This window comes from Kutzneria sp. NPDC051319 (genome assembly GCF_040682195.1).
Classification (GTDB): Bacteria; Actinomycetota; Actinomycetes; order Mycobacteriales; family Pseudonocardiaceae; genus Kutzneria.
In genome coordinates this window covers 1-23,855 of the sequence record NZ_JBFBAM010000107.1, presented here as the reverse complement: position 1 = coordinate 23,855, position 23,855 = coordinate 1, and the positions used below count along the sequence as shown (strand labels likewise).

The 23,855-nt window shown below is 69.6% G+C and carries 23 protein-coding genes; 12 read left to right on the top strand and 11 right to left on the bottom strand.

Features of this window, described 5'->3' with window-relative positions; all coding sequences use genetic code 11:
- Nucleotides 1-208: 208 nt before the first annotated feature.
- Nucleotides 209-835 carry a TetR/AcrR family transcriptional regulator gene (locus AB0M73_RS46635; protein ID WP_363906116.1) on the bottom strand — a complete coding sequence of 209 codons (627 nt, stop codon included), beginning with the start codon at nt 833-835 and terminating at the stop codon, nt 209-211.
- Nucleotides 836-966: 131 nt separating this feature from the next.
- On the opposite strand from AB0M73_RS46635, the gene AB0M73_RS46630 reads away from it, so the two are divergent.
- Nucleotides 967-1,701, top strand: a complete 735-nt coding sequence (locus AB0M73_RS46630) for an SDR family oxidoreductase (protein WP_363906114.1) — start codon at nt 967-969, stop codon at nt 1,699-1,701.
- 47 nt (nt 1,702-1,748) lie between these two features.
- Complete coding sequence (locus AB0M73_RS46625) at nt 1,749-2,360, top strand: NAD(P)-binding domain-containing protein (protein ID WP_363906112.1); 612 nt, start codon at nt 1,749-1,751, stop codon at nt 2,358-2,360.
- A gap of 218 nt (nt 2,361-2,578) precedes the next feature.
- Here the strand turns inward: AB0M73_RS46625 and AB0M73_RS46620 are convergent, their stop codons facing one another.
- The gene (locus AB0M73_RS46620; RefSeq protein ID WP_363906110.1) at nt 2,579-3,124 is read right to left on the bottom strand and encodes a hypothetical protein; all 546 of its coding nucleotides are present in this window, start codon (nt 3,122-3,124) and stop codon (nt 2,579-2,581) included.
- Between the two features lie 125 nt (nt 3,125-3,249).
- Here AB0M73_RS46620 and AB0M73_RS46615 point away from each other — a divergent pair, with 125 nt between their 5' ends.
- A complete protein-coding gene (locus tag AB0M73_RS46615) occupies nt 3,250-3,561 on the top strand; it encodes a hypothetical protein (RefSeq protein ID WP_363906108.1) in 312 nt (103 codons plus the stop codon).
- Between the two features lie 119 nt (nt 3,562-3,680).
- On the opposite strand, the gene AB0M73_RS46610 is transcribed toward AB0M73_RS46615, so the two are convergent.
- Nucleotides 3,681-4,553 carry a helix-turn-helix transcriptional regulator gene (locus AB0M73_RS46610; protein WP_363906106.1) on the bottom strand — a complete coding sequence of 291 codons (873 nt, stop codon included), beginning with the start codon at nt 4,551-4,553 and terminating at the stop codon, nt 3,681-3,683.
- A 131-nt stretch (nt 4,554-4,684) separates the two neighbouring features.
- On the opposite strand from AB0M73_RS46610, the gene AB0M73_RS46605 reads away from it, so the two are divergent.
- The gene (locus AB0M73_RS46605) at nt 4,685-5,635 is read left to right on the top strand and encodes an NADP-dependent oxidoreductase (protein WP_363906104.1); all 951 of its coding nucleotides are present in this window, start codon (nt 4,685-4,687) and stop codon (nt 5,633-5,635) included.
- A 371-nt stretch (nt 5,636-6,006) separates the two neighbouring features.
- On the opposite strand, the gene AB0M73_RS46600 is transcribed toward AB0M73_RS46605, so the two are convergent.
- Nucleotides 6,007-6,801, bottom strand: coding sequence for a maleylpyruvate isomerase family mycothiol-dependent enzyme (locus AB0M73_RS46600; RefSeq protein WP_363906102.1), 795 nt, complete (start codon nt 6,799-6,801; stop codon nt 6,007-6,009).
- Nucleotides 6,802-6,979: 178 nt separating this feature from the next.
- Between AB0M73_RS46600 and AB0M73_RS46595 the strand changes: the two genes are divergently transcribed.
- Nucleotides 6,980-7,474: a GNAT family N-acetyltransferase gene (locus tag AB0M73_RS46595; protein ID WP_363906100.1), complete on the top strand. Its 495-nt coding sequence runs from the start codon at nt 6,980-6,982 to the stop codon at nt 7,472-7,474.
- Nucleotides 7,475-7,706: 232 nt separating this feature from the next.
- On the opposite strand, the gene AB0M73_RS46590 is transcribed toward AB0M73_RS46595, so the two are convergent.
- The 4 genes from AB0M73_RS46590 to AB0M73_RS46575 all read right to left on the bottom strand — a co-directional run bounded on the left by AB0M73_RS46590 (nt 7,707) and on the right by AB0M73_RS46575 (nt 11,774).
- Complete coding sequence (locus AB0M73_RS46590; RefSeq protein ID WP_363906098.1) at nt 7,707-8,078, bottom strand: hypothetical protein; 372 nt, start codon at nt 8,076-8,078, stop codon at nt 7,707-7,709.
- A gap of 15 nt (nt 8,079-8,093) precedes the next feature.
- Complete coding sequence (locus AB0M73_RS46585; RefSeq protein ID WP_363906096.1) at nt 8,094-8,585, bottom strand: hypothetical protein; 492 nt, start codon at nt 8,583-8,585, stop codon at nt 8,094-8,096.
- 51 nt (nt 8,586-8,636) lie between these two features.
- Nucleotides 8,637-8,864: a hypothetical protein gene (locus AB0M73_RS46580; RefSeq protein ID WP_363906094.1), complete on the bottom strand. Its 228-nt coding sequence runs from the start codon at nt 8,862-8,864 to the stop codon at nt 8,637-8,639.
- A 159-nt stretch (nt 8,865-9,023) separates the two neighbouring features.
- Nucleotides 9,024-11,774 carry a BTAD domain-containing putative transcriptional regulator gene (locus AB0M73_RS46575; RefSeq protein WP_363906092.1) on the bottom strand — a complete coding sequence of 917 codons (2,751 nt, stop codon included), beginning with the start codon at nt 11,772-11,774 and terminating at the stop codon, nt 9,024-9,026.
- A gap of 235 nt (nt 11,775-12,009) precedes the next feature.
- Between AB0M73_RS46575 and AB0M73_RS46570 the strand changes: the two genes are divergently transcribed.
- On the top strand, nt 12,010-12,450 hold the full coding sequence (locus tag AB0M73_RS46570) for a hypothetical protein (protein ID WP_363906090.1): 441 nt from the start codon (nt 12,010-12,012) through the stop codon (nt 12,448-12,450).
- Nucleotides 12,451-12,561: 111 nt separating this feature from the next.
- On the opposite strand, the gene AB0M73_RS46565 is transcribed toward AB0M73_RS46570, so the two are convergent.
- A complete protein-coding gene (locus tag AB0M73_RS46565; RefSeq protein WP_363906088.1) occupies nt 12,562-13,827 on the bottom strand; it encodes an SGNH/GDSL hydrolase family protein in 1,266 nt (421 codons plus the stop codon).
- Nucleotides 13,828-13,925: 98 nt separating this feature from the next.
- A complete protein-coding gene (locus AB0M73_RS46560) occupies nt 13,926-15,317 on the bottom strand; it encodes a glycoside hydrolase family 30 beta sandwich domain-containing protein (RefSeq protein WP_363906086.1) in 1,392 nt (463 codons plus the stop codon).
- Between the two features lie 368 nt (nt 15,318-15,685).
- On the opposite strand from AB0M73_RS46560, the gene AB0M73_RS46555 reads away from it, so the two are divergent.
- The 6 genes from AB0M73_RS46555 (at nt 15,686) to AB0M73_RS46530 (ending at nt 22,919) form a co-directional block, all read left to right on the top strand.
- Nucleotides 15,686-16,264 carry a hypothetical protein gene (locus AB0M73_RS46555; RefSeq protein ID WP_363906084.1) on the top strand — a complete coding sequence of 193 codons (579 nt, stop codon included), beginning with the start codon at nt 15,686-15,688 and terminating at the stop codon, nt 16,262-16,264.
- A 62-nt stretch (nt 16,265-16,326) separates the two neighbouring features.
- Complete coding sequence (locus AB0M73_RS46550) at nt 16,327-17,016, top strand: response regulator transcription factor (RefSeq protein WP_363906083.1); 690 nt, start codon at nt 16,327-16,329, stop codon at nt 17,014-17,016.
- Nucleotides 17,013-18,368 carry a HAMP domain-containing sensor histidine kinase gene (locus tag AB0M73_RS46545; protein WP_363906081.1) on the top strand — a complete coding sequence of 452 codons (1,356 nt, stop codon included), beginning with the start codon at nt 17,013-17,015 and terminating at the stop codon, nt 18,366-18,368. The genes AB0M73_RS46550 and AB0M73_RS46545 overlap by 4 nt, the downstream gene beginning before the upstream one ends.
- Nucleotides 18,369-18,434: 66 nt before the next feature.
- Nucleotides 18,435-19,820: a ferric reductase-like transmembrane domain-containing protein gene (locus tag AB0M73_RS46540; protein ID WP_363906079.1), complete on the top strand. Its 1,386-nt coding sequence runs from the start codon at nt 18,435-18,437 to the stop codon at nt 19,818-19,820.
- 10 nt (nt 19,821-19,830) lie between these two features.
- A complete protein-coding gene (locus AB0M73_RS46535) occupies nt 19,831-20,322 on the top strand; it encodes an FMN-binding protein (protein ID WP_363906077.1) in 492 nt (163 codons plus the stop codon).
- Between the two features lie 278 nt (nt 20,323-20,600).
- The gene (locus AB0M73_RS46530; RefSeq protein WP_363906076.1) at nt 20,601-22,919 is read left to right on the top strand and encodes a beta-L-arabinofuranosidase domain-containing protein; all 2,319 of its coding nucleotides are present in this window, start codon (nt 20,601-20,603) and stop codon (nt 22,917-22,919) included.
- Nucleotides 22,920-23,082: 163 nt separating this feature from the next.
- Here AB0M73_RS46530 and AB0M73_RS46525 read toward each other — a convergent pair whose 3' ends face one another.
- Complete coding sequence (locus AB0M73_RS46525) at nt 23,083-23,787, bottom strand: hypothetical protein (protein WP_363906118.1); 705 nt, start codon at nt 23,785-23,787, stop codon at nt 23,083-23,085.
- Nucleotides 23,788-23,855 lie beyond the last annotated feature (68 nt).

Here is a 23,855-nt window from a genome sequence, read left to right as displayed (position 1 = left end):
GGTCCAGATCCCGAGGGAGTCCTGGGGCATGCCGTCGTAGCGGGTGAACTCCACACCACGCGAAGCGAAGTCGGCGATGGTGGCGCGGATGTCGGCCGAAGATCGCCCTCAGTCCCTGGGTGGGCCATTCAACAAGCTCCGGCCAGCCATCAGAGGCCCACCGGGATCTATGTCGCCAGCCCCTTCGACCTGAAGTCGAAGGGTTCTCTCATGTGCTCGACCGCGAGGCGACCGAGCGAGGCGCTGTCGCGGGGATGGCACTGTCGACGAGGACGGCAGCGATGGCGGCAGCGGTGGGAAAGGTTTCGGCATTGAGGGCCCGATTGCGGGCCGAGGCGCCATCGAGCAGCAGCGCCAGTTGTTCGCCGAGCTGTTCGGGGTTGGTGGCGCCGGCTTCGCGGGCGGTCTCGGCCAGCCGTGCGGCAACGGCTTTCTTGTAGTCGTGAGCGCGTTGGCGTGCGGGGTGGTCGGGGTCCTGGATCTCGACGGCCGCTCCGATGAAGGGGCACAGGGGCGTGACGTCGTCCTCTGTCGCGTTCGCGGGCGCCTCGAAGACAGCGAGAAGCCGTTCGCGGGGCGTGAGGTCGGTGCGGTCGAACACACCGGACATGACGTCGGGATCGAACCGGCGCAGGTACTCGGCGACGAGTTCGTCCTTGCCGCTGAAGTGCTGGTAGGCCGTGCGCTTCGACACCCCGGCGACCGCGCAGAGCTGGTCCATACCGGTCTGGTTGATGCCTTGCTCGCGAAACAGCTGTTGTGACGCGCTGAGGATGCGCTCGCGCGCGCCCCTGCCGCGGCGCCGGCCCTGGGGGCCCTTCTCCTGCTCCGTCATGCCTCCAGTGTAGCCGAGGTGGATAACGACCGGTGTACATAGCTTGCACGTGAACCGGTCGCCTGATACGTTAAGCACACAGATCGGTTTACATAGCCGTTTTCGAACACCCCCGAGGCAATGGAGTGACAGTGGGAAAGCTCGACGGCAAGGTGGCAGTGATCACGGGCGGGACAAGTGGCTTGGCACTGGCCGGCGCCAAGCTGTTCGTCGACGAAGGAGCGCACGTTTTCATCTCGGGCCGGCGGCAGGAAGCGCTGGACGACGCCGTCAGGAAGATCGGCCGGAACGTGACCGGCGTGCCGGGCGACGCGGCCGATCTGGACGACTTGGACCGCTTGTTCGACACGGTCAGGCGGGAGAAGGGCTCGATCGACGTGTTGTGGGCCAGCGCCGGCACGGGCGAGCAGCGCAAGCTCGGCGAGATCACCGAGGAGCACTTCGATGCCACCTTCGGGCTCAACGCGCGCGGCACGCTGTTCACGGTGCAGAAGGCGCTGCCGCTGTTCAACGACGGCGGCTCGATCTTCATGACCGGGTCGAACGCTTCACTCAAGGGCTATCCCGAGTGGAGTGTGTATTCGGCGAGCAAGGCCGTGCAACAGGCCTACGCCCGGGTGTGGCTGACCGAGCTGAAGGACAGGCGGATCCGGGTGAACGTGCTGACCCCCGGCCAGGTCGCCACGCCGAAGCAGGAGGAGTTGTTCGACGAGGCGACGAAACGGCAGTTCGAGTCCCTGATCCCGCGGGGAGAGATGGGCCGCCCCGAAGAGATCGCGACGGTCGCGTTGTTCCTCGCCTCGGACGACTCCAGCTATGTGAACGGGATGGAGCTGACCGTCGACGGCGGCACTGCGGCGATCTGAGCCGCAGCAAACAACCTTTTCGACCCTCGGTCAGGATGGGACGACTTATGAGCAGCATCAGCATCATCGGCACCGGGAACATGGCCCGCACCATCGGCGCGCTGGCGGTCGCGGGCGGCAACACCGTCGAGGTCATGGGCCGCGACCAGGCCAAGGCCGCCGACCTGGCCAGGGCGCTCGGCGGCAGCGCCACCACGGGAGAATGGGGCGCCGTCCCGGCCGGGGACATCGTCATCGTGGCCCTGTTGTCCGCCGGCGTCGTTCCGGCCGTCACCCACTACGGAGACGCCCTCGCGGGCAAGGTCATCGTCGACATCAGCAACCCGTTCAATTCCGCGGCCGACGGTCTGGTCCACGGCGAGGGCACCTCGATCGCGCAGGAAGCCGCCAAGGCGGCACCGGCCGGCGCCAGCGTCGTGAAGGCGTTCAACACGATCTTCCGGCATGTCCTGGAGAAGGGCCGCCCCGCCGTCTTCATCGCCGGCGACGACGCGCACGCCAAGGCGGGTGTGGAGGCGTTCGTCAAGAGCCTCGGATTGCGTCCGCTGGACGTCGGCGACCTGAAGATGGCGTACTGGCTGGAAGGTGCGGGCGTGCTCACGATGGGCCTGGCCCGCCACGGCGTGGGGAACTGGGACTTCGCCCTCGACGTCGCCTGAGCGCGTTCGGCCACGGACTCGAAGACCTTGGCCACCACACGCTGTGGGTCGGCGACCGGCTGGTCACGCCTGTTGAAACGCAGGCCCAGCGACTGATCGACCTGGAGATCGACAACGCCGTCGGCTCACTCACTGCTGCCACCTTCGCCCGCCCGCCATGCCCGCTCATGCCGCTGGTCGTGTGTCTCGGCGGCTCGCGCCCGGCCCCGCGGCCGGTGTCACTGGTCGGTCGGCGGTTGGAGCGAGTTCCAGGTGAGTTCGGGCAAGGTGCCGCTGGCGATGCCGAGGTCGGCCCGGGCACACGCGTAGAAGTCGTTACGGAGCTGCATGGTGTTCTTGTACGCCTCGACGAACGTGCCCTCCTCGGGCCGGTCCTCGCGCAGCAGGCGTTCGAGCTGCCATACCTGTTCGTGCCAGGCTCGAGCGGCGGTGATCGTGGCGGGATCACCAAGCAACAGAACCGTTTCCCAGTTCAGAGCGCGTTCCGTCTCGGCATCGGCCAACTCGGCGAACGCGGCGTCGAGGTCGATGGGTCGGCCGCTGCCGAGCAGGTTCCTGGTCTCGGCGATGCGCCGGCACAACCGAACCATGCGCTTTACGCCGTTCGCGTACTCCGTGTAGGCCGCCAGACGCTTGTCGTCCCATCGCGTGGACTGCGTGCGCCGCCAGCGCAATCGCTCGGTAGCGGTGGTGACGACGAACGTCGCGGCGGAACCCAGCAGGACACCGGCGATGGTCAGGATCTGTGTGACGACAGGGTTCACAGCCCGAAGCTTGCCACGGCCGTCGAGAACTCCGACGATCAATTCGATGACAGCGTCGCGGACGTCCGCTACTACCGATGGGCGTGTGCCCGTATCATTGCTTCGTTGCTTAGGGAAGGAGGCCGTTGGATCTCACGGATCGCCTGGCAGCAGTCACGATGGTTTTCGAGGCCCACACCAAGGCTCCGTTCCCGGCCCGATGGCGAGGTGCCGATGTGGCCGGCTTCGACATGGTGATGCTTGATGCGGACCCAGCCGGTTGCGTCTCCGTCTGGCTGAAGCAGCAAGGTCTCCTGGACGACTGGAGATGGAACGTCCTCGCCGAGTGCGAACAGCGGCTCGTTCGGGTTATCCCCGAGTTGGATGCCTACAGTCGCGAGTACTACCAAAGGCTTCTGGACATGACGGTACTGATACTGGAGGCGGACTGCCTGTAGCGGCAGCGCTGCCTGTCGGCCCAGGTTAGACAAACGCACTCTCATGCCGCAGATCGTGTGGCGGACGTCCGCCGGGGCGGCCCGATCAATGGCGTTGATCACGAGCAGGGCCCCAAGCGTCACGTTGGCCAGGCGGACGCGGTTGTTGTGCCGGGTGCGTCGAGCAAGCTCGTCAACAGCTGAAGTCGTTCGTGGTCCGGGCCGCCCGGCTCCGCGGTGTAGACGATGAGCACGGGACCGGGAGCACCCGGCATCGGGTAGGCGTCCCAGTCGAGGTTCAGCTCGCCGACCAGCGGGTGGTTGACGCGCATCCGACCGCGTGTCGTGTCCTCGACGTCGTGGCGGGCCCACAGCATCGCGAACTCGGTACTGCGTACCGCCAGTTCACCGACCAGTTCGACCGCGCGGGGGTGCCCCGGCTGGGCGGCGACCTGGGCCCGCAACATTGCGGTCAGTTCGGCGACGGTGGCCGCACGCTCCGGGCACGTCTGGTCGGCCTCCGGGTGCAGTAACAGCGCCAGCAGGTTCCGCTCGGCCTGGGGCAACTCGGTGAACGCGCCGAGCAGAGCGCCGGCCAGCGGGTTCCAGGCCAGCATGTCCAGGAAGCGCCCGACGACCAGGGCGGGCGACGTCGTCGCGTGCAGCAACCGCACCGTGGTCGCCGGCACCTCCTCCGGTGGGTACACGCGTACGGGGCGGGCGGGGGTGCGCGCGGCGGCGGCGAGGCTGTGCAGGTGCCGGGTCTCCTCGGCGGAGAAGTTCAGCGCGTGGGCGATGGCGTCGAGGACCTGGTCGGAGGGCCGCACGTCACGGCCCTGCTCCATGCGCTGGTAGTAGTCCGAGCTCACGCCGGCCAGCAGGGCCAGTTCCTCGCGGCGAAGCCCGGCGACGCGCCGTCGCGGACCCGGCTCCAGGCCGACATCCTGCGGCCGTACCCGGGTTCGCCGCGTCCGTAGGAAGTCGGCGAGCGCGCGGCGGGGATCGTCGGTCATCGACCCAGTATGCCGGTGGTGTGACGGACGAGGGTGGGTCCGGCGGTCCCAGGAAAACCCGAACGACCGACCTGACGCAAGCATGGCCGAGGATCGGTGTCGCACCAGCCGATCACGGAAGGAACCGCGACATGAAGGCCGCACAGATCATGAGCTTCGGGACGCCGGACGTCCTTCGGGTCACCGAAACCGAGACCCCCTCGCCCGGCGCCGGTGAGGTCCTGGTGGCGGTCGACGCATCCAGCGTGAACGGACACGACACGATCGTCCGCACCGGCAAAGTAAAGATGGTGTCGGGCCGTAGGTTCCCGATCGGCGCCGGTCTGGACTTCGCCGGCGTGGTCGTCACGATCGGCGCCGGCGTCGAGGGCTACCGCGCCGGGGACCGGGTGTGGGGCATGGTGCACCCGCGGCAGCGACACACCACGGCCGCGGCGGCCGAATACGTCGTGGTCACCGCCGACCGCATCGGACTCGCTCCCGCGGGTGTCTCGGCGATCGAGGCAGCGTCCCTGGTCGTCACGGGCAGCACCGCGTTGATCGCATTGCGCGACAGTGTCGGGCTGGGCGATGGCCAACGGGTCCTGGTCCGTGGCGCGGCGGGTGGCGTCGGGACCGCAGCCGTGCAACTGGCTCACGCGATGGGCGGCCATGTCACCGCGCTGGCCCGCGACCGCCACGCCACGGCCCTGCGTGACCTGGGAGCCGACGAAGTCCTCGACTACGGTGCCACCACCTCGGACGAGATCGGTCCGTTCGACGTCATTCTCGACACGGTCGGCTCCGAGTTGAACTGCTACCGCAGCAGGCTGTCCAAGGGCGGCCGGATGGTCACCGTCGGATTGTCGGCTCCCGCACTGGCCGCGATCGCGGCGTCGACCATCCACGGCGCTCGGCGTATTCGCACGTTCAGCGCCAATCCCGATTCCGCCGTGTTGGACGACCTGGCCGGCCACGTCACCTCCGGCGCATTGCGACCGACCGTGCACAGCGTGTACCCGCTGACCGACATCGCCGTTGCGCACCAGGCATTCGAACACGGCGGCGTCATGGGAAAACACGTGCTCGCCATCTCCCACTGACGCATCGAACGCGCCACCCGGCCCCGGCCTCGTCGACGGGATTCGTGCACTGGCTCCTACCGGCGTCGTCGACGCCGCCGTGGACATCGCCGGGTCCGGGATCATCCCCCGAACTCGTTGCCCTGACCGGCGGTCCGGGCCGGGCCGGGTCGTGTCCATCGCCGACTTCAGCGCCCCCGAGTAAACACGCCCAAGAACGAACGTCCTGTCATACCGCAGGTCGCGCGACGTGGAACGTGGAGGTCGGACGATGGGCGGCATCCGACCATGATCATGACCGGCCGGTGGATGATCATGATGTTGCTGTCCTGGTCCCGCACCTCGCCCGCCAGCCGCGTGGTGCAGGTGATCAGCCCCGGGTCCCGTTGCCGTCAGCCGCTGGCGTGAGCGGTGTTGTCGAGCCAGTGCTGGGCGAGGTCGGTGTCGCCGGCGACGCTGATCTCGCGGTCGGTGAGCGGGAGTCGTCGGGTCAAGGTCAGCAGCAGCGATCGTGCCGGGCCGGTGATCGTCACGTCGGCCTGCTGGGTTCCGGGCCGACGGGTTGCCCCGTCAGGCCTCCGTTCGACGAACCAGGCGCCCGTGTCGTCCGCGGTGTCGGTGGCCAGCCACCGCAGGGTCTGTCCGGTGCCCCGAATGGCCTGGGCGGACTCGGGCCGCTGCATCTCCCACGTGGGGGAGGTGAGCATCGCGAGGTGGTTGCTGATGAGCACGGCTGCGACGTCGGCGTCGATGTCGGCCGGTCGGCCCGCGGCGTTGGCGGCGTCAAAGCCATGGACGACCGCCTCGTTGAGCATGCTGGCCATCCAGAATCGCGTCCCGGACCGCTCGTCCCCGGCGGCGTTGAACACCGGCGCGTCGAGCGCGTCATCGGAGCATGCGCTCGCGACCCGCTGTGCGGACGCCGACAGCCAGGCCTGCCACTCGCGAGGATCGGTGGGAAGCACGGCCAGCTCGGTCGGCAGCTGGGTGGGGTCGGTGATGCGCCGCTCGATGATCTCCGCGACCCAGTGCTGGGTCTGGCCCACGTGCTCGACCAGGTCGGCGATGGTCCACTTCGGTGCCGTCGGCACGGCGACGTCGGGCCCGGCAGCGGCGGCTGATTCCGCCAGGTGTCGGGTGTGTTCGACGATCGCTCGCCGGGTGTGGTCCGCGTTCAGCTCGGTCATGGAACTGTCCTCAATGTCTCGCTAGGTCGTTCACTGAGCGCCCGGTGGGCCCCGTCGACTACGCGTCGAACGACGGTAGCCGGGATCGACAGACCCCGGCAGAATTTTTCGCATGGGAGGCCCGATGCCGTTCGTCTCCCTATCCGGCCTCAGCGCACTGGCTGGGTAGAGTTGGGCAGTGCCGGAGCTTGAGCAGCTACATGCGGGCCATGCCCCAGCGGTCCTGGCCTTCGAGCTGGTGAACCGCGCCTACTTCGCCGCTTCGGTCTCCGACCGCGGCGACGAGTTCTTCGACCAGTTCTCCGACCGGCACAGCGATTTGTTGGCTGAGCAGGAGGCCGGCATCTGTGCCTTCTACGTGCTCGTCGCTGATGACGGCTCGGTTCTGGGCCGGTTCAACCTGTACGACCTCGAGGACGGCACTGCCAAACTCGGCTATCGGGTCGCACAGCAGGCCGCAGGCCGCGGCGTGGCGACCGCGGCCGTCCGGGAGCTGTGTCGGATCGCGGCAACGCGGCACGGGCTGCGCGCACTGCGGGCGGCCACCTCCCACGGCAACACCGCGTCCCAGAAGGTGTTGACCAAGGCCGGGTTCGTTTCGGCCGGCCCGGCCGCCCCGGCCGATCTCGGCGGTAAGTCAGGCAGCTGGTACGTGCGCGACCTTCAACCCTAGAGAGCCCGCGCCGGCCAGGTTGCGCACGGTCGTGCCCGACGACGCCACGGCCGTGCGCATCACCAGTGTTCGACGCGGTGGACTATCGAAGCCGCACCGTGATCGAATGCGGCTTCGCGGTGATCAAGCAGTGGCGGGGTATCGCCACCCGGTATGACAACCTGCCGTGGTCTACCGGGCGGCGATCGTCCTCCATGCGGTGGTCACCTGACCACCGCTTGTCGGCCACGCCCTAGCCGATCACCACGATCTTCTGGAGCAGACCGCCCGGCTCTTTGACCATCTCGCCCGGGTTGCGACTGTGCGGCTTGTCCCCCGCATAGTAGACGGTGATCCGGTAGCCGCCGGCCCAGACCTCGTCGTAGTAGTCGTTCGAGTACAGCGTCTCACCGCCGCCGTTCGGGAACTGGAAGCACTGGTCGTCCCAGCCGTAGTGCACGATCTTCACCGGCCATTTGACGTACGGCCCGTAGCAGCTGACCCTGGTGAAATTCGGTGAAACCGTGGTGGGCGTAGTCGTCGAGGCCGAGGCCGAAGCCGTCGACGCCGCGCCAAGGCCCGCGATGGAGACAGCCACGGCGAGCGCGGCGAACTTCTTGTGCACGTTGCCTCCTGAGGTTCAGGCGAAACAGATGTCGGTCCCGTCGTCCCGCTGCTTCTCGCTGTTGTAGAAGATCTGGAGCGTCGCGTGTTCACAGGTGGACAGCACACCGGCGGCGGGCCCGTAGAACTCCTGCTGCGAGGTGTTCGTCCACACGTACGGGCGGGCGCAGCCCTCCGCCACCGCACCATTGCCGTCCGATATCGGGTAGACCGGGTAACCGGGCGGCCGAAGCCTGGAGGGACACGTGGTCAGGCCGACGGTCCAGCCGGAGTGGCTCGCGGTGAACCAGCTCCACATCCAGAGATACGAACAGCCGCCGCTGGTCAGCTTGAGCGAGGCGACCTGCTGCGAGTAACCGCTGAAGTAGATGGGCGTGTTGGCCACTTCGCTGCCGCACGAGGCCATCGGCCGCGCGGCCGCCTGCGCCTGCCCGGCCACGGCCAGCGGTGCGATCGTCAACGCCAGCGCAAGCGCCGTTTGCGCCGCACGTTTCATGACTGTTCTCAAGACATTCCCCTCCTGATGACGCCAGTCGGATTCCCCGAGAAGACGCGCCGGTCAGGCCACCCAGAGCTGGTCGATCTCGGTGTTGTCCCACTGGAGGTGGTCGAACGCGCACGAGAACTGGGAATACCGGTGGCTGCTGACGGCCGAGTTGCCGAGGTAATAGCACTGCGGCTGGGTGTACAGGCCGAGCATCGTGCCACCGCCGCCGCCAGGAGGACCCGCGACGGCGTTCGCGGAACCAGCGGACAGAACGGCCGCGCACACGGCGAACGCTCCCACAGCGACTAGGCGAACAATGCGGGATTTCGACGTCAAGACGCTCCCCCTTTGTTATGGCCCGCGCGGTTTTGCGAATTCCCTTTCGCGCACGGGCCGGTCGACGCCAGTCAGCTTGTCCGGGCTCGGTACCCGTCCGGTACCCGCCTGGTTCCCTCGGCCTCACGCCGCCGGTTCGGCCAGTCGGGCGCGCAGGACGTCGGCGTCGGCGTGGTGCAGGTCGTCGAGGATGGGCAGGGCCTGCCGCCAGGCGTCGTGCGCGGCGCGGCGGTCGCCCGCCGCCCGATGGGTGTCGCCGAGGCGGATGAGCGTGTCGGCCTGGGGATGCCGGGCGCCCAACTTCTCGTACAGGACAAGGGCGTTGTGGTAGCTGCTGACTGCCAGCCGGTGCTCGCCGAGGTTGTGGTGGGCGCAGCCGATACTGTCCCAGGTGTCCGCCTCGCCGTGCCGGCTGCCGACCACCCGGTGCAGGGCGAGAGCCTCGTCGCAGTACCGCAGTGCCTCCCGGTGCCGGCCCAGCTGGGTCTGCATCCAGCCGATCGCGTTCAGCGCGTCTGCCTGCCCGGCGACGTGTCCGGCCGCGTGGAACAGCGCGTAGGCGGACTCGCCGTGCTCCAGGGCTTCCTGATAGTCGTCCTGCGCGTAGGCCACGATGCCGAGGGTGTTGTAGCCGCGGGCTTGGCCGACCAGGTCGCCGCGCCGCTCGTCCAGGGCGATCGCACCGCGCAGGCTGTCCCGTGCGTCCGCGTGACGGCCGAGGCGGATGTACGCACGCGCCAGTTCGCGCAGGCACCACGCCTGCCCTTGCGGCTCACCGGCGCGTTCGGCCGCGGCGATCGCAACCAGCTGGGTGGCGACCAGCTGTCTCCAGTGCCCGGCACGGATGCTGAAACTGCTTACACACCAGGCAAGTTGCCAGGCGTGGGTGGCGAATCCGGCGCCGGCGGCGCGCTCGACGGCAGCCGCGAACACCAGCCACTCCGTGGTGAACCACTGCCACGCCTGCTCATCGTCGGCGAGTTCGTCGACGACGACCCCGGGCCGGGGCCGCCCGAGGAACAGCCGGTCGTTGGGCGGGTTGAGCAGCAACACGCCCGCGTGCGCAGTGTGCAGGTAGTGGTTGAGCATGCGGTGCATGGCGTCCTGGCGCGCCTGCTCGTCCTCGTCCTCGCACGCCTTGCCGGCCGAATACGCCCGCAGCAGGTCGTGATAGGCGAACCGGCCGGTGCCGGGTTCGGTGAGCAGCTGCGCCCTGGTCAGCTCGACCAGGGCCACCCGGGTCCGGACGCGGTCGGTGCCGGTGAGGCTGGCGGCGGCCGACACCGAGATGACCGGGCCCGGATGCAGGGCCAGCAGCCGGAACATCCGGGCCGCCGCGGCGCTCAGCGTCCGGTAGGACCAGGAGAACACCGCGCTGACGTCGACCCCCGTGTCCCCGATGTCCAAGGCGTGCAAGCGATCCCGGACATCGCGCAGCTGCCCGGCCAGCTCGGCCAGCGACAGCATCGACGTGAGGGTTGCTCGCGCGGCCGCCACACTGAGCGCCAGCGGCAGGTGCACGCACAACTCGATCAGGTCGCTGACCGCCTGCGGTTCGGCGTCCAGCCGCTCCTGGCCCAGCCGGCTGGCCAGCAGGTCGTGGGCTTCGGCGGTGCTCATCAGGTCCACCGGGACGGCGCGTGCCCCCTCGCTGGCGATGAGGCCGCCGAGCGCGTCCCGACTCGTGACGACGGTCAGGCACTGGGCCGAGCCCGGCAGCAGCGGCCGGACCTGACTGGCGTCGCGGGCGTTGTCCAGCACCACGAGGATCCGGCGGTCGGCCAACTGGGACCGATACAGCGCCGCCTGCTCGGCCAAGCCGGTCGGAATCCGCGGCGCTGGCACGCCAAGCGCGTCAAGGAAACCCCGGATCGCCTCCGCCGGCTGCACCGGCTCGCCGCTGGGGTCGTAGCCGCGCAGGTTGACGTAGAGCTGCCCGTCGGGAAAGCGGTCGGCGATCTGGTGCGCCCAGTGCACGGCCAACGCCGTCTTCCCGACACCAGCGGTGCCGTTGATCGCCGAGATCACCACGGTCTCGTCCCGGTCCAGCAACGCCGTGAGCTCCTTGAGCTGCGACGCCCGACCGGTGAAACCCGCTACCGCGCAGGGCAGTTGCCGCGGCACCGTGCGTGACGGAGGTGCCGGTGCGGTCGGGACGGCGTCGTCGCGCAGGATCGTCACGTGCAGCTGTTGCAGCTCCGCGCCGGGCGTCAGCGCGAGATCCTCGGCGAGCCGCTCGTGGGTGCGGCGATAGACCCCCAACGCCTCGGTCGTGCGCCCCGACCGGTGCAGGGCCACCATCAGCTGACCAACCAGCCGTTCCCGCAACGGATGGTCGGCGACCAGCACAGTCAGCTCGGCCACCACCGCCGCGTGGCCGCCGGTGGCCAGCTCCCAGTCGATGGCGTCTGCCAGCGCCGTGAGACGGCTCTCCTCCAACCGCGTGGCCTGCACTGCGAGACCCGGCGTGACTCCGCTCAGCGCCGGGCCTCGCCACAGGCTCAGCGCCTTCCGCACGACATCGGCCGCACCCGCCGGATCGGTGACCGCGAGCTGCCGGGCCTCGGCCACCGCCTCCTCGAAAACACCGACGTCAACCTGGCTCGGCTCGGCATTCAGGACGTAGTCGCCCGATCTGGTGGTGATCGCGTCGCCCAGAGTGGCCCGGAGCCGAGACACCAGCTTGATCACCTGTCTGCGCGCCGACGCCGGCGGATTCTCTTCCCACACCGCGTCGACCAGCGCGCTGACCGACACCGCGCGCCCCGGGCTCAGCGCCAGCGCCGCCAGCACGGAGCGCTGGTGCCGACTGGACACCGGCAGCCGCTCCGCGCCGCGCCAGCTCTCCACCGGTCCCAGCAGTCGAAACTCCACTCGATCGACGGCGCCCAACGGTCCCCCTCGTTGCGCATACCCAACTCCCCCGACGCCGGTCCCCAACCGGCGCTCACCACGAGCACACGATAAGCACCTGGACACCCTCCACACGGGGGAATCGCCACGATTGAGGTCCGCGTCAACCAACCAGTGGATGGCGGTGTCCCCGCCTGGTGGCGCTCGACTTGAGTGCGGTGCGCGAGGCGGCGGTCGGGCAGGCTAGTTTGCCCGGGTGAGTCTCCTCGATGATGTGGCCGAGCGCGACGGCTGGCGGTGCTGGGTGTGCGACGAACCGGTCGACCCCGACATGTCCGTGAACGATCCGCGGGGGCCCAGCGTCGACAGCCGGACCGCCGACCGGAAGGCCAAGGTCGCCGAGCGACTCGCGCACCGCGGGTGCAACACCCGCAAGGGCGCGGTCAAAGTGGTCATCGCCTGGCCGGACCGCCTGCACGTGGTCGAACCCGCGCCGCTGATCACCGTCGCCGGGAGGCTGGAGCGCAAAGGGGGCCGCGAGATGGTGGCCCGTTGCCCGACCGAACGCGACGCCCAGGAGGCGGCGGATTGGCTGGTGGACAGGTTCTCCCGGCTGGTGCCAGGGCTGCCCGTGACCGCCGCCATCGAGGCGGGCGGCGGCCAGTTCCTCGTCATCCTGGCCACCGGCCGCCGCTGACCGGGGATCACCGGGCAGGCACTCGCGTCGAGCTGAACTGTTGGCCTACACCGATCTCACCGCACCACTGGCCGGGAGGAGGCCGGTGCCCGCTGAAACCGTTGTCAAGCCTCAATGGGTGAACAGGGTGTACGGCAGGGCGTTGGCGAGGGCCAGGTATCCGGCCGGGTCGAGGTGCAGGTGGTCACCGGTGTCGTAGGCCGGCCGGATGCGGTGGGGGTCGGCCGGGTCTTGGACGACCTGGTCGAAGTCGGCCACCGCGTCGAACTGGTCGCTGGTGCGGATCCACGAGTTGACCGCCTGGCGGGCGGCCTCGTGGGCGCCGGCCGGGTCGTCGTAGCTGTTGCCGCCGAATGGTGTGATCGTCGCGCCGTACACCTTGATGCCGGCCGCGTGGGCTTTGGTGATGAATTGCCGGTACGCCGCGGTCAGGGCGGCAGCGGTCTCGGGTGAGCCGTTGGCGCCGAGGTCGTTGACGCCTTCGAAGACGATCAACCACTTGACGCCGCTCTGGCCGAGGACGTCGCGGTCGAAGCGGGACACCGCGGTGGGGCCGAGTCCACCGCTGAGCACCGCGTTGCCGCCGGCGGCCTCGTTCGCGACGGCGACGTCCGCGGTGGCGCCGTGCTTGTGGAGCCGGGCGAACAGGTCGTCGGGCCAGCGGTCGTTGCCGTTGGTGGTGGAGCCGCGGCCATCGGTCAGCGAGTCGCCGAGCAGCACCACCGCACCGGTGTGCGGCGGTCCCCACACATCCAGGCCGCTGAGGAAGTACCAGTGGTCGACCGGCGTCGTGTCGGTCAGGGCGGTGTCGGTGAGGTGGTTGCCCTTGGTCAGGTAGGAGGTGGTGCGGGAGCCGGGGTGTGACGTGATGTGGCTCGATGCCTGCCCCTGGGCGAGGTAGAGCGTCACGGTGAGGTTGGCGCCGCTGGGCACGCTGACGTCCAGCGGGTCGGAGCTCGTCTCCTTGCCGACCGGGACGGTCACCGATCGTCGGCCGCCGAAGGTGACGGTCTTGGCCGTGCCGGCCCGGATCCCGCTCACGCCGGCGGCGCCGCCGGTCGGCGCCGCCACGGACGCGGCGGTGATCGGCAGTGGCGCGCCCCCGAAGACGTTGTTCAGGTGCAGCCGGAACCGGGAGCCACCGACCGAGACGTGAATGGTCTGGCGCAGTGTGGTGTCCACCATGACCTGGTCGCCCTGTGTGTACGGGGCGGGCGGCATGTTGGACGGCTCGGTCAGCTGCGGCATCGACGTCCAGGTCGCCACCCAGCGGTCGCCCTCGGAACCGTTCGGCGAGGCAGTGGCGACGCCACCGGTCGTGCCGATCGCGAGGATGGTTATCGCCGCGAGCCAGAACCGACTGCGAGCGAGCTTCATGGCTCCTCCGATGGGGCGAGGTTTCACGGGTGGCGGGAAGTGCGGTCGGCTGCGCTGCGGGGCAGGTCAGGTGCCGCAACGACGCCGTCCTTCGACGCTCAGGGGATCAGGTAGGTGACAAGGGACCGGGCGGGAACGGTCGCGGTGAACGCGCCGGCACTGAGCCCGACGGCGGCCTGGGCGGCGGTGCTGTTGGTGGCGTTGGTCAGGAACGGGGTGGCGGCGCCGCCCGACTTGCCGCTCACGGTGTAGGCGGCGGACACGTTGCTGGATCCGGTGTTCAGCACGACGATCACGGTGGATCCGTTGCTGTTGCGGTACGCCGAGACGGTCAGGTTGCTGTCGCCGCTGGTGGCGCCGATCCGGGTCGCCCCGGGGCGGATGAACCGGCTGAAGTTGGACAGCGCGTAGTACCGCTTGGACGCCTTCAGGGTCGAGCCGAACAGGCCGATCAGGGCGCTGTCGTGGCCGGTCGAGCTGATTCCCCACCAGTACAGGAAAGCGTTGAGGTCGGCTCGGGTCATGCCGGTCTGGATGCGTTGCGCCCAGGTGAACCCGGCGCTGGTGCTGCCGTCGTCCCACGAGGTGTTCCTGGTGCTTCCGTTCACCCCCCACTCGGACTCCCAGACGCTGTGGCCGCCGGAGCTGACGGTGGCGGCCGGGGCACTGGAGTAACCGTGGCTGGTCCACAGTCCGGCGTTGGCGTTGCCCACGGCGCTGATGTAGCCGGGCAGCAGGTTGAAGCCGAGGGTGTCGCAGCACGCGGCCTTGGTCGAAAGGCCCGATGCCGTCAAGGCGGCGGAGAAGGTCGGCATGAAGCTGGCGGCCTGAGACGCGCTCACGAGCATGCTGGCGTAGCTGGTCTTCAGGGAGGGCTCGTTCACGAAACCCAGTGCCGACGGGGTGAGCCCGGCCGACGCCCAGTACTTCGCGTGTTGCACCAGATAGTTGGCGTAGGCCTTCCGCCAGTCACCGGATGAGCACGACGCACCCGTGGTGCCGCACAACGAGCCGCCGTTCGAGTCGCTGCCGTTGGTTTTCATGAAGCCGGGAGCGCTCCACGCATCGTTGTAGAAGGTGGTCACCCCGTAGCCCTTGGCCTGTCGGGCCAACCACAGTTGTCCTTGGTCGGTGGCTTCGTCGTTGCCGTTCCAGACGTAGGTGGGCGTGGCCGACGGGCTGCCCGGCGACTTCGGCTCGATGGAGTCGCTGCCCGAGGGGATGAGGCTGCGCAGGATGCTGAACCCGGCGCCGTCGGCCGTGCCGAACAACATGTCCAACGCCTGCTGACGGGTCGCGCCGGCCGCGTTGCGGATGGCGTTGGCCTGACCGAACGCTTCGGAGACACCGAATCCGTCGATGCGCTGGAACGTCGTGCCGGGGTTGATCACCACCGTCGTCGCGGCACTGGCGGTCAGTTGACTCGTCCCGAGACAGACGAGCGTGGCGGCCATGACGGCGACCACTCGGATGCGTCTGGTTCGAGACATACAAGCCCTCCGAGCCTGTCGTCGACGAGTCTCTCCGAGCGATCGCGGACGGGCTCACGCCCTGGTAGACGTCGATCGCGGCCAGCCTGGCAACCGGTAGTGACGATCTCAAGCGCCGGCCGTGCCGTCAGGATGCTCCCGCAGGTCATGCGCACCTGCGGACGACGACACCTGGTGAAAGTTTCAGAAGCGCGCGTGGCGGGATCCATTGGCCGTGCTTTCGTGGCACAGAGCGTGGGGAATTTCGTTTGTCCCGGTTCGCCACCACCGACAACGCTCTTACCGCATTCTCACCGTGGACACATCGAGCGCTCACCCGGCTACGCGATGGTGATCACCGACGATTCCGGTCGATCACGAAGGAAGTCATGAGCACCATCGACGGTCTGCCCGCCCATATCCTGCTCGTGCACGCGATCGTCGTGTTGCTGCCGTTGAACGCCCTGCTGTTGGCGGTGAGCGCCATCTGGCGGCAGGCGCGGCGCCGGCTCGCCGGGGCGAACGCGCTGCTGGCCGTGGTCGTGGTGACCCTCGTGCCGATCACCACCGACGCCGGCGAGTGGCTGGAACGACGCGTCCCTCGCACGGATCTGCTGCGGGCGCACACCGAGCTGGGAGACACGGCCCTGTTCGTCGCGCTCCCGGTGGCGGTCCTCGCGCTCGTCGTCTGGTGGCGCCAGCGCGAGAACGCCATCGCCACACAGCCGGCCGAGTCCGACGTGGACGGACCGACGGCCGGCGGCACCGCGACGATGGCCAGGACGGCCGTGCGCCGCAGGACCTTCCTGGCTCCCGCGTCCAAGACGGTCACGACGGTGATCGCGGTCCTCGCCGTGCTGGCCGCCGGCGCCGCGTGCTACCAGGTCTACCGCATCGGCGACTCCGGCGCGCAGGCCAGCTGGCAGGGCAAGTTCAGCTCCGAGCCCGCGCCCCGCGGCGGCCACTGACCGCAGTGTCCGAAGCAGACACCGCCCGAGCCGGCTGGTCACTGTGGCGGCATCATGGACCGGTGCCGTACCGAGTGCTCGTCGCCGACGACGACCGGGCGATCCGCGAGTCGCTGGTCCGTGCCCTGGAGCTGGAGGGCTACGAGGTCGTCGAGGTCAGCGACGGGGTCGACGCGCTGGCCACCGCCCGGCGGGAGCGGTTCGACGTGCTGATCCTTGACGTGATGATGCCGTCGGTGGACGGGCTGGGCGTGTGCCGGGTGCTGCGGGCCGACGGCGACGGCACGCCGATCCTGATGCTCACCGCCCGGGTGGAGACCTCGGACCGGGTGGCCGGGCTCGACGCCGGGGCCGACGACTACCTGGCCAAGCCGTTCGAGCTGGACGAACTGCTGGCCCGGTTGCGGGCGCTGCTTCGGCGCGCGGCCCCGGACGCCGCGGGCGGGCCGGCCCAGCGGCTGCGGCTGGACCGGCTGACCGTCGATCCCGGGGCCCGCCGGGTGTGGTGGCTGGACACCGAGATCGTCCTGTCCAAGACCGAGTTCGACCTGCTGGAGCTGCTCGTCCGCAACGCCGGGATCGTGCTGGACCGGGCCACCATCTACCGGCGCATCTGGGGCTACGAGTTCGGCCCGGAGTCGAAGAACCTCGCCGTCTACATCGGCTACCTGCGGCGCAAGCTCGACGACGCGGGCGCGACCGAGCTGATCCACACGGTGCGCGGCGTCGGCTACTCGGTGCGGTCGGCGTGAGCCTCGCGGCCCGGCTCGCGCTCGCCTTCGCCGCCGTCGGCGCGGTCATCACGGTGCTGGTCGGCGTGTTCAGCTACCAGACGGCGTCGGACCGCATCCACGACGAGCTCGACCGCACGCTGTTGACCACGGCCGCGGAGATCTCCGCCGGAGCGACCGCGGTGCTCACGCCGAACCCGGCGATCACCGGCCCGGACGATGATCACGACGAGGCACAGCCGATGGTCGCCCAGCGGATCGCCGCCGACGGGAGCGTCCAGCGCGTCGGCGGCCGCCCGGTCGCCCTGCCGACCACTCCGGACGAACGGTCGCTGGCCGCGCGGGGACATCCCGGCGAGCACCTCTACCACGACGTCACGAACGGGCCGGACGACTACCGCGTCGTCACCGTCGCGCTGAGCTCCGGCCACGACGCGCTGCAGCTGGCCATCGACGTCGACGAGACACGGCACGTCCTGTCCTCGCTGGCCACCATGATCGCCCTGCTCAGCGGGCTGGTGCTGGTGGCGGCGGCGGCCGCCGGCTGGTTCATCGCCCGCCGCGTCACCCGGCGGCTGGTGCGGCTGACCGGGCTGGCCGAGCAGGTCAGCTCCAGCGGCCTTCTCGACGTGGAGGTGCCCGTGGACGGCCGCGACGAGGTGGGCCGGCTCGCGAAGTCGTTCGACGCGATGCTCAGCCGGCTCGCCACCTCGCGCGAGGACCAGGAGCGGCTGGTGCAGGACGCCGCGCACGAGCTGCGGACGCCCCTGACCAGCCTGCGGACCAACGCCCGGGTCCTGCGCCGCTTCGACGAGCTCAACCCGGACGCGCGGGAGCGCCTGCTCGAGGACGTCGACGGCGAGACCCGCGAGCTGACGCACCTGGTGGACGAGCTGGTCGAACTGGCCACTCGTGGCTCCGAGGAGGAACCGCCGGAGCCGGTGGACCTGGGTGAGGTCGTGACCCGCGCCGCGGAGCGGGTCCGGCGCCGGTCCGGCCGGGAGATTCGCGTCGACACCGAACCCGTTCGAGTGCTCGGGCGGGCCCGGGCGCTCGACCGCGCGGTGACCAACCTGCTGGAGAACGCGGTGAAGTTCGACCACACCGGACCGGTCGACGTGGTGCTGCGCGGCGGCCGTGTCGAGGTGCGCGACCGCGGACCAGGCATCGCCGAGGCCGACCGGGCGCGCGTGTTCGACCGGTTCTACCGCGCCGACACCGCCCGCGCCCAGCCGGGATCGGGGCTGGGCCTGGCGATCGTGCGGCAGGTCGCGCTGACGCACGGCGGCGACGTGGTCGTGGCGGCCCGCGCCGGCGGTGGCGCCGTGGTGGGCTTCACGGTGGGCGACGACCGGCTCTCACCGGACTCTTAACCTGGCCACGCTCGCTCCTCACCCGGCGAGGGCAAGGTGGCGGGAAACCGATCGCTGGAGCCTTCGTTGACCACCACCTTCCGCGCCGCGCGCCCGCTCGTGCAGACGCTGCCGCGTCCCGTTCAGGCGTGGTGGCGTGACGCCTGCGGCCTGACGGCCTGGGCGAGCATGTTGTTCGTGGTGGCGCTGTGGGTGGCCGGTCGCGGCGTGCAGAACCTCGCGACCGATCCGTTGACCACTCTGGGCCGGCTGACCGGTCTTGTCGCCGCCGACCTGCTGCTGCTCCAGGTGCTGCTCATGGCCCGGATCCCGTGGGCGGAGCGCAGTTACGGCCAGGACGGGCTGGCCCGTCGGCACCGGCTGGTGGGATTCGGCTCGGTCACCCTGATGCTGGCCCACGTCGCGCTGACCAGCCTGGGCTACGCGATCACCGGCCACAGTGGACTGCTGGCCGAGGTGTGGGACCTGGTGACCACCTATCCCGGCATGCTGCTGGCCACGGCCGGGACGGCCGCGCTGGTTCTCGTGGCGGCGACCTCGATCCGGGCCGCTCGGCGGAAGCTGCGGTACGAGTCCTGGCACCTGCTGCACCTCTACGCGTACGTCGGCGTCGGTCTGGCTCTGCCGCACCAGTTGTGGACGGGCGCGGACTTCACCGCCTCGCCGGTCGCGACCGTGTTCTGGTGGACGGCTTACGCGGTGGCCGCCGGCGCGTTGCTGGTCTGGCGGATCGCTGTGCCGGTCGGGCGCAACCTTCGGCACCGGCTGGTGGTCGACCGTGTGGTCCGCGAAGGTCCCGGCGTGGTGTCGGTGTACCTTCGCGGCCGGGACCTCGGCCGGCTTCCCGTCGCGTCCGGGCAGTTCTTCGTCTGGCGGTTCCTCGACGGGCCGGGCTTCACCCGCGGCCACCCGTTCTCGCTGTCGGCCGCGCCCAACGGCGTCCACCTGCGGATCACCGCGAAGGATCTGGGCGACGGCAGCGCCCGCCTCGCGCGGCTGCGCCCGGGCGTCCGGGCGCTGTTCGAAGGCCCGTACGGCCGGCTCGGCTCGGTGCGCGGCGGCCGGAAGGTCACGCTGATCGCGGCCGGAGTCGGCATCACGCCGTTGCGGGGACTGCTGGAGACGCTGCCCTATCGCCCCGGCGAGGCCGTGCTCCTCTATCGCGCCGGGAATCCGGGCGATGTCGTGTTCCGCCACGAGCTCGACGCGATCGCCGCCCGGCGCGGCGTCAGGTTGGCGTACCTGCTCGGGCGCCGCCGTCTTGGATCCTGGCTGCCGGACCGCTACCAGGGCGCCGCGGACGCCTCTGTCCTGCGTCACCTGGTGCCGGACATCGCCGAACACGACGTCTACGTGTGCGGGCCCGAGGCGTGGACCGCCCTCGTGGTCGCCACCGCGTCGGCGGCCGGCGTCGCCCGCGGCCGCGTCCATACCGAGAGCTTCGCCTGGTAGGAGGAAACACATGACCAGGATCGCGGTGGCCTTCGCCGCCACGGTGTCGGTGATCGTGCTGCTGTTCAGCTACCGCACGAGCACCCACCCCAGCGCACTCGGCGTCACCGGTCCGACGACCCGCCTGCCCGCCGGCTCGGCCGTGCCGGGTAGTCCGACGACGCCGAGCGACCCCTCGTCGGCCACGCCGAGCGGCAGCCCGTCGGCCACCACCGGCGCCGGCGCGAACGGCACTTACGACGGCAGCGCGGCCGACACACCGTACGGCCCGGTGCAGGTGCGGATCACGCTGTCCGGCGGGCGGATCACCGCCGCGCAGACCGTGCAGGTGCCGAACGAGAGCCGACGCGACGTCGAGATCAACGACGCTGCGGTGCCCGAGCTGGTGCAGGAGACGCTGCAAGCCCAGACGGCACAGATCGACACCGTCAGCGGCGCCACCTACACCTCGGAGGGCTACATCCAGTCGCTGCAGTCCGCGATCGACGCGGCCCACCGGTGACCGCGGTCAGGCCGGCTCAGCCAAACCGAAGCCCTGGGCCTGTGTAAGTTTCACCCGGTGTGGCCCGTCCGGAGCTGCCGGTGAGTCAGGCACGCGAGCGGCGAACAACGCACAAAACTCCTTGCCACGCATGGCTTCGGCGGACATGGGCGGGGCCTCCGGATCCCCTCAGTCACGGCGAATGGGGTGCAGCGCCATGAGCAGCACCGTGACAGGGAGTCAATGTTAGCGCTAACGTCCGCCGCGCTCTGCCTGCGTGGTCGCTGAAAGGGGCTCTCGTGTCGTCCTTCAATCGTCGGCGGCTGCTACAAGCCGCGGGGGTCAGCGTTTTCACCTCCGCCGCCGCGTCCCTCGTCGGGCAGACGCCCGCTGCCGCGGCGCCCGCCTCAGCCCGATCGGAGACCGGGGCGTCGGCGTTCCCGTTCGATCTCGGCCAGGTGCGGCTGACCGCGAGCCGGTGGCTGGACAACCAGAACCGGACGCAGAACTACCTGCGGTTCGTCGATGTCGACCGACTGCTGTACAACTTCCGTGCCAACCACCGGCTGTCCACCAACGGCGCCGCCACCAACGGCGGCTGGGACGCGCCGAACTTCCCGTTCCGCAGTCACGTCCAGGGGCATTTCCTGACGGCCTGGGCGCAGCTGTGGGCCGTCACCGGCGACACCACCTGCCGGGACAAGGCCACCGCCATGGTGGCCGAGCTGGCCAAGTGCCAGGCCAACAACGCCGCCGCCGGGTTCACCGCCGGCTACCTGTCCGGGTTTCCCGAGTCCGAGTTCGACAACCTCGAAGCCGGGCGCCTGTCCAGCGGCAACGTGCCGTACTACTGCGTGCACAAGACGATGGCCGGCCTGCTCGACGTGGCGCGCTACGTCGGCAGCACCCAGGCCCGTGACGTGTTGCTGAACCTGGCCGGGTGGGTCGACCGGCGCACCGGCCGACTCAGCTACGCCCAGATGCAGGCGCTGATGAACACCGAGTTCGGCGGCATGAACGCGGTGCTGACCGACATCTACCAACTCACCGGCGACTCGCGGTGGCTGACCGTCGCCCAACGATTCGACCACGCCGCCGTGTTCGACCCGCTGGCCGCCGGCCAGGACCAGCTCAACGGCCTGCACGCCAACACCCAGATCCCCAAGTGGATCGGCGCCGCGCGCGAGTACAAGTCCACCGGCGCCACCCGCTACCGCGACATCGCCACCAATGCCTGGAACATCACGGTGGGCACGCGCACGTACGCCATCGGCGGCAACAGCCAGGCCGAGCACTTCCGCGCGCCCAACGCCATCGCCGGCTACCTCAACCAGGACACCTGCGAAAGCTGCAACACCTACAACATGCTCAAGCTGACCAGGGAACTGTTCACGCTGTATCCGGACCGCGTCGACCTGGTCGACTACTACGAGCGGGCGCTGCTCAACCAGATGATCGGCCAGCAGAACCCGGCCGACAACCACGGGCACGTCACGTACTTCAGCTCGCTCAACCCGGGGGGACGTCGTGGCCTCGGCCCGGCATGGGGCGGCGGCACGTGGAGCACCGACTACGACTCGTTCTGGTGCTGCCAGGGCACCGGCCTGGAAACCCAGACGAAACTGGCGGACTCGATCTACTTCTCCAACGGCACCACGTTGCTCGTGAACCTGTTCCTGCCCTCGGTTCTCAGCTGGAGCCAGCGGGGCATCACCGTCACCCAGACCACGTCCTATCCGGTCAGTGACACCACCACGCTGACGGTCACCGGCAACGTGAGCGGGACGTGGGACATGCGTGTGCGCATTCCGGCTTGGACCAGCGGGGCGACCGTCAGCGTCAACGGCGCCACGCAGAACGTGACCGCCACCCCCGGCAGTTACGCCACCCTGACCCGATCCTGGGTCTCCGGTGACACGGTCACCGTGCGCCTGCCCATGACGGTTGCCCTGCGGGCGGCCAACGACAACGCGAACGTCGCGGCGGTCACCTACGGTCCGGTGGTACTGGCCGGCAACTACGGCAACAGTTCCCTCAACGGGCTGCCGAGTCTGCAACCGTCCTCGATCACGCGAACCAGCGCCGGCGCGCTCGCCTTCACCGCCACGGCCAACGGCGCCACGGTCAACCTGGCGCCCTTCTACGATGCGCAGGGCTTCAACTACACGGTCTACTGGAGCGCCAACGGCCAGGGCGGGACGACCTACCGACTGGTCAACGCGGGCAGCGGGCTGCTGCTGGGCATCCAGGACATGTCCACCGCCGACGGCGGCCGCGCGTTGCAGTGGTCGGACAACGGCACCTCGGACCACAACTGGGAAATGATCACCGACGGGGACGCCGTCCGGTTCCGCAACGTCAACAGCGGCAAGGTGCTCGGTGTCCAGAGCATGTCGACCGCGGACAACGCGACCGTGCTTCAGTGGTCGGACAACGGAACCGCCGACCACCGCTGGACGCTCGTCGACCTCGGCGACGGGACGTGCAAGATCCGCAACGTCAACAGCGGCAAGCTGCTGGCCATCCAGAACAACTCGACCGGCGCCGGCACGTTCGCCGTCCAGGGCCCCGACAACGGCGCGGCGACCAACCGGTGGCGGGTGGTGCGCAACGGCTGACCCGGGTACTCGCCCGAGCCGGTCACCAAGTATCTGAGTTACGCTCAGTTGTTCACGGCTTGTGCTGTAGCCGTCGAGGCACAGTCTCGCCGAACGCCCCCTGTGTCCGGTTCGCCGGGCACAGGGGGCGTTCGGCCGTCCTCGAACTGGAGGACGGCTTCGATCACTGGCCGGCCACTCGCAGCATGACCGTGCCGTGGGCCGGGATGCTGGCGCTGATGGCGCCGGTGGTGGTCGAGGTCGCGCCGGTCCACAGGTCGGTCAGCGTGTACCGGCTCGCGCCGGTCTTGCCGACGGCGCCGGTCGTCGTGGCGATGGTCGCGGTGGAGCCGGTCTCGTTGAACAGCACCACCGCCACGTCGCCGTTGGCCAGCGGCTTCGTCATGACGTCATGACCGCCGGCGGACGACACCAGCCGGCCCTGCTTGCCGAGCGAGTCCTGGTCGACGGCGATGACCGCCTTGTTGGACAGGATGCTCAGCGTGGTCGAACTCGCCCTGGCGATGTTGGTGCCGGCCACGAGCGGCGCCGCCATCTCGGCCCACAGGCTGAACTCGGTGCGGTCCTCGGTGGCCGACATGCCGTTGCCGATCTCCAGCATGTCCGGGTCGTTCCAGCCACCGGGCCCGGCGTAGCCGGCCAGGGCGGCGTTGGCGTGGAAGATCGACAGCATGCTGCCGAAGGAGGCGTTGATGTCGCCGGTGGTGCGCCAGCTGTTGCCCACGCCCGCACCCCAGGTCCACACGTTCTCCTGGCCCCAGTCGCACAGGCTGTACAGGATCGGGCGGCCGGTGGCGGCCAGGGCGTCGCGCATCGCGGTGTACCGGCCCTGGGCGCCGACGCCCTGGTTGTTGCAGTTGTCGTACATCTGCACAGCGCATGAGCCTCACCTGGGGAAACATATGATTCGATCTTGGTTTCAGGCCCCCAGGCCGG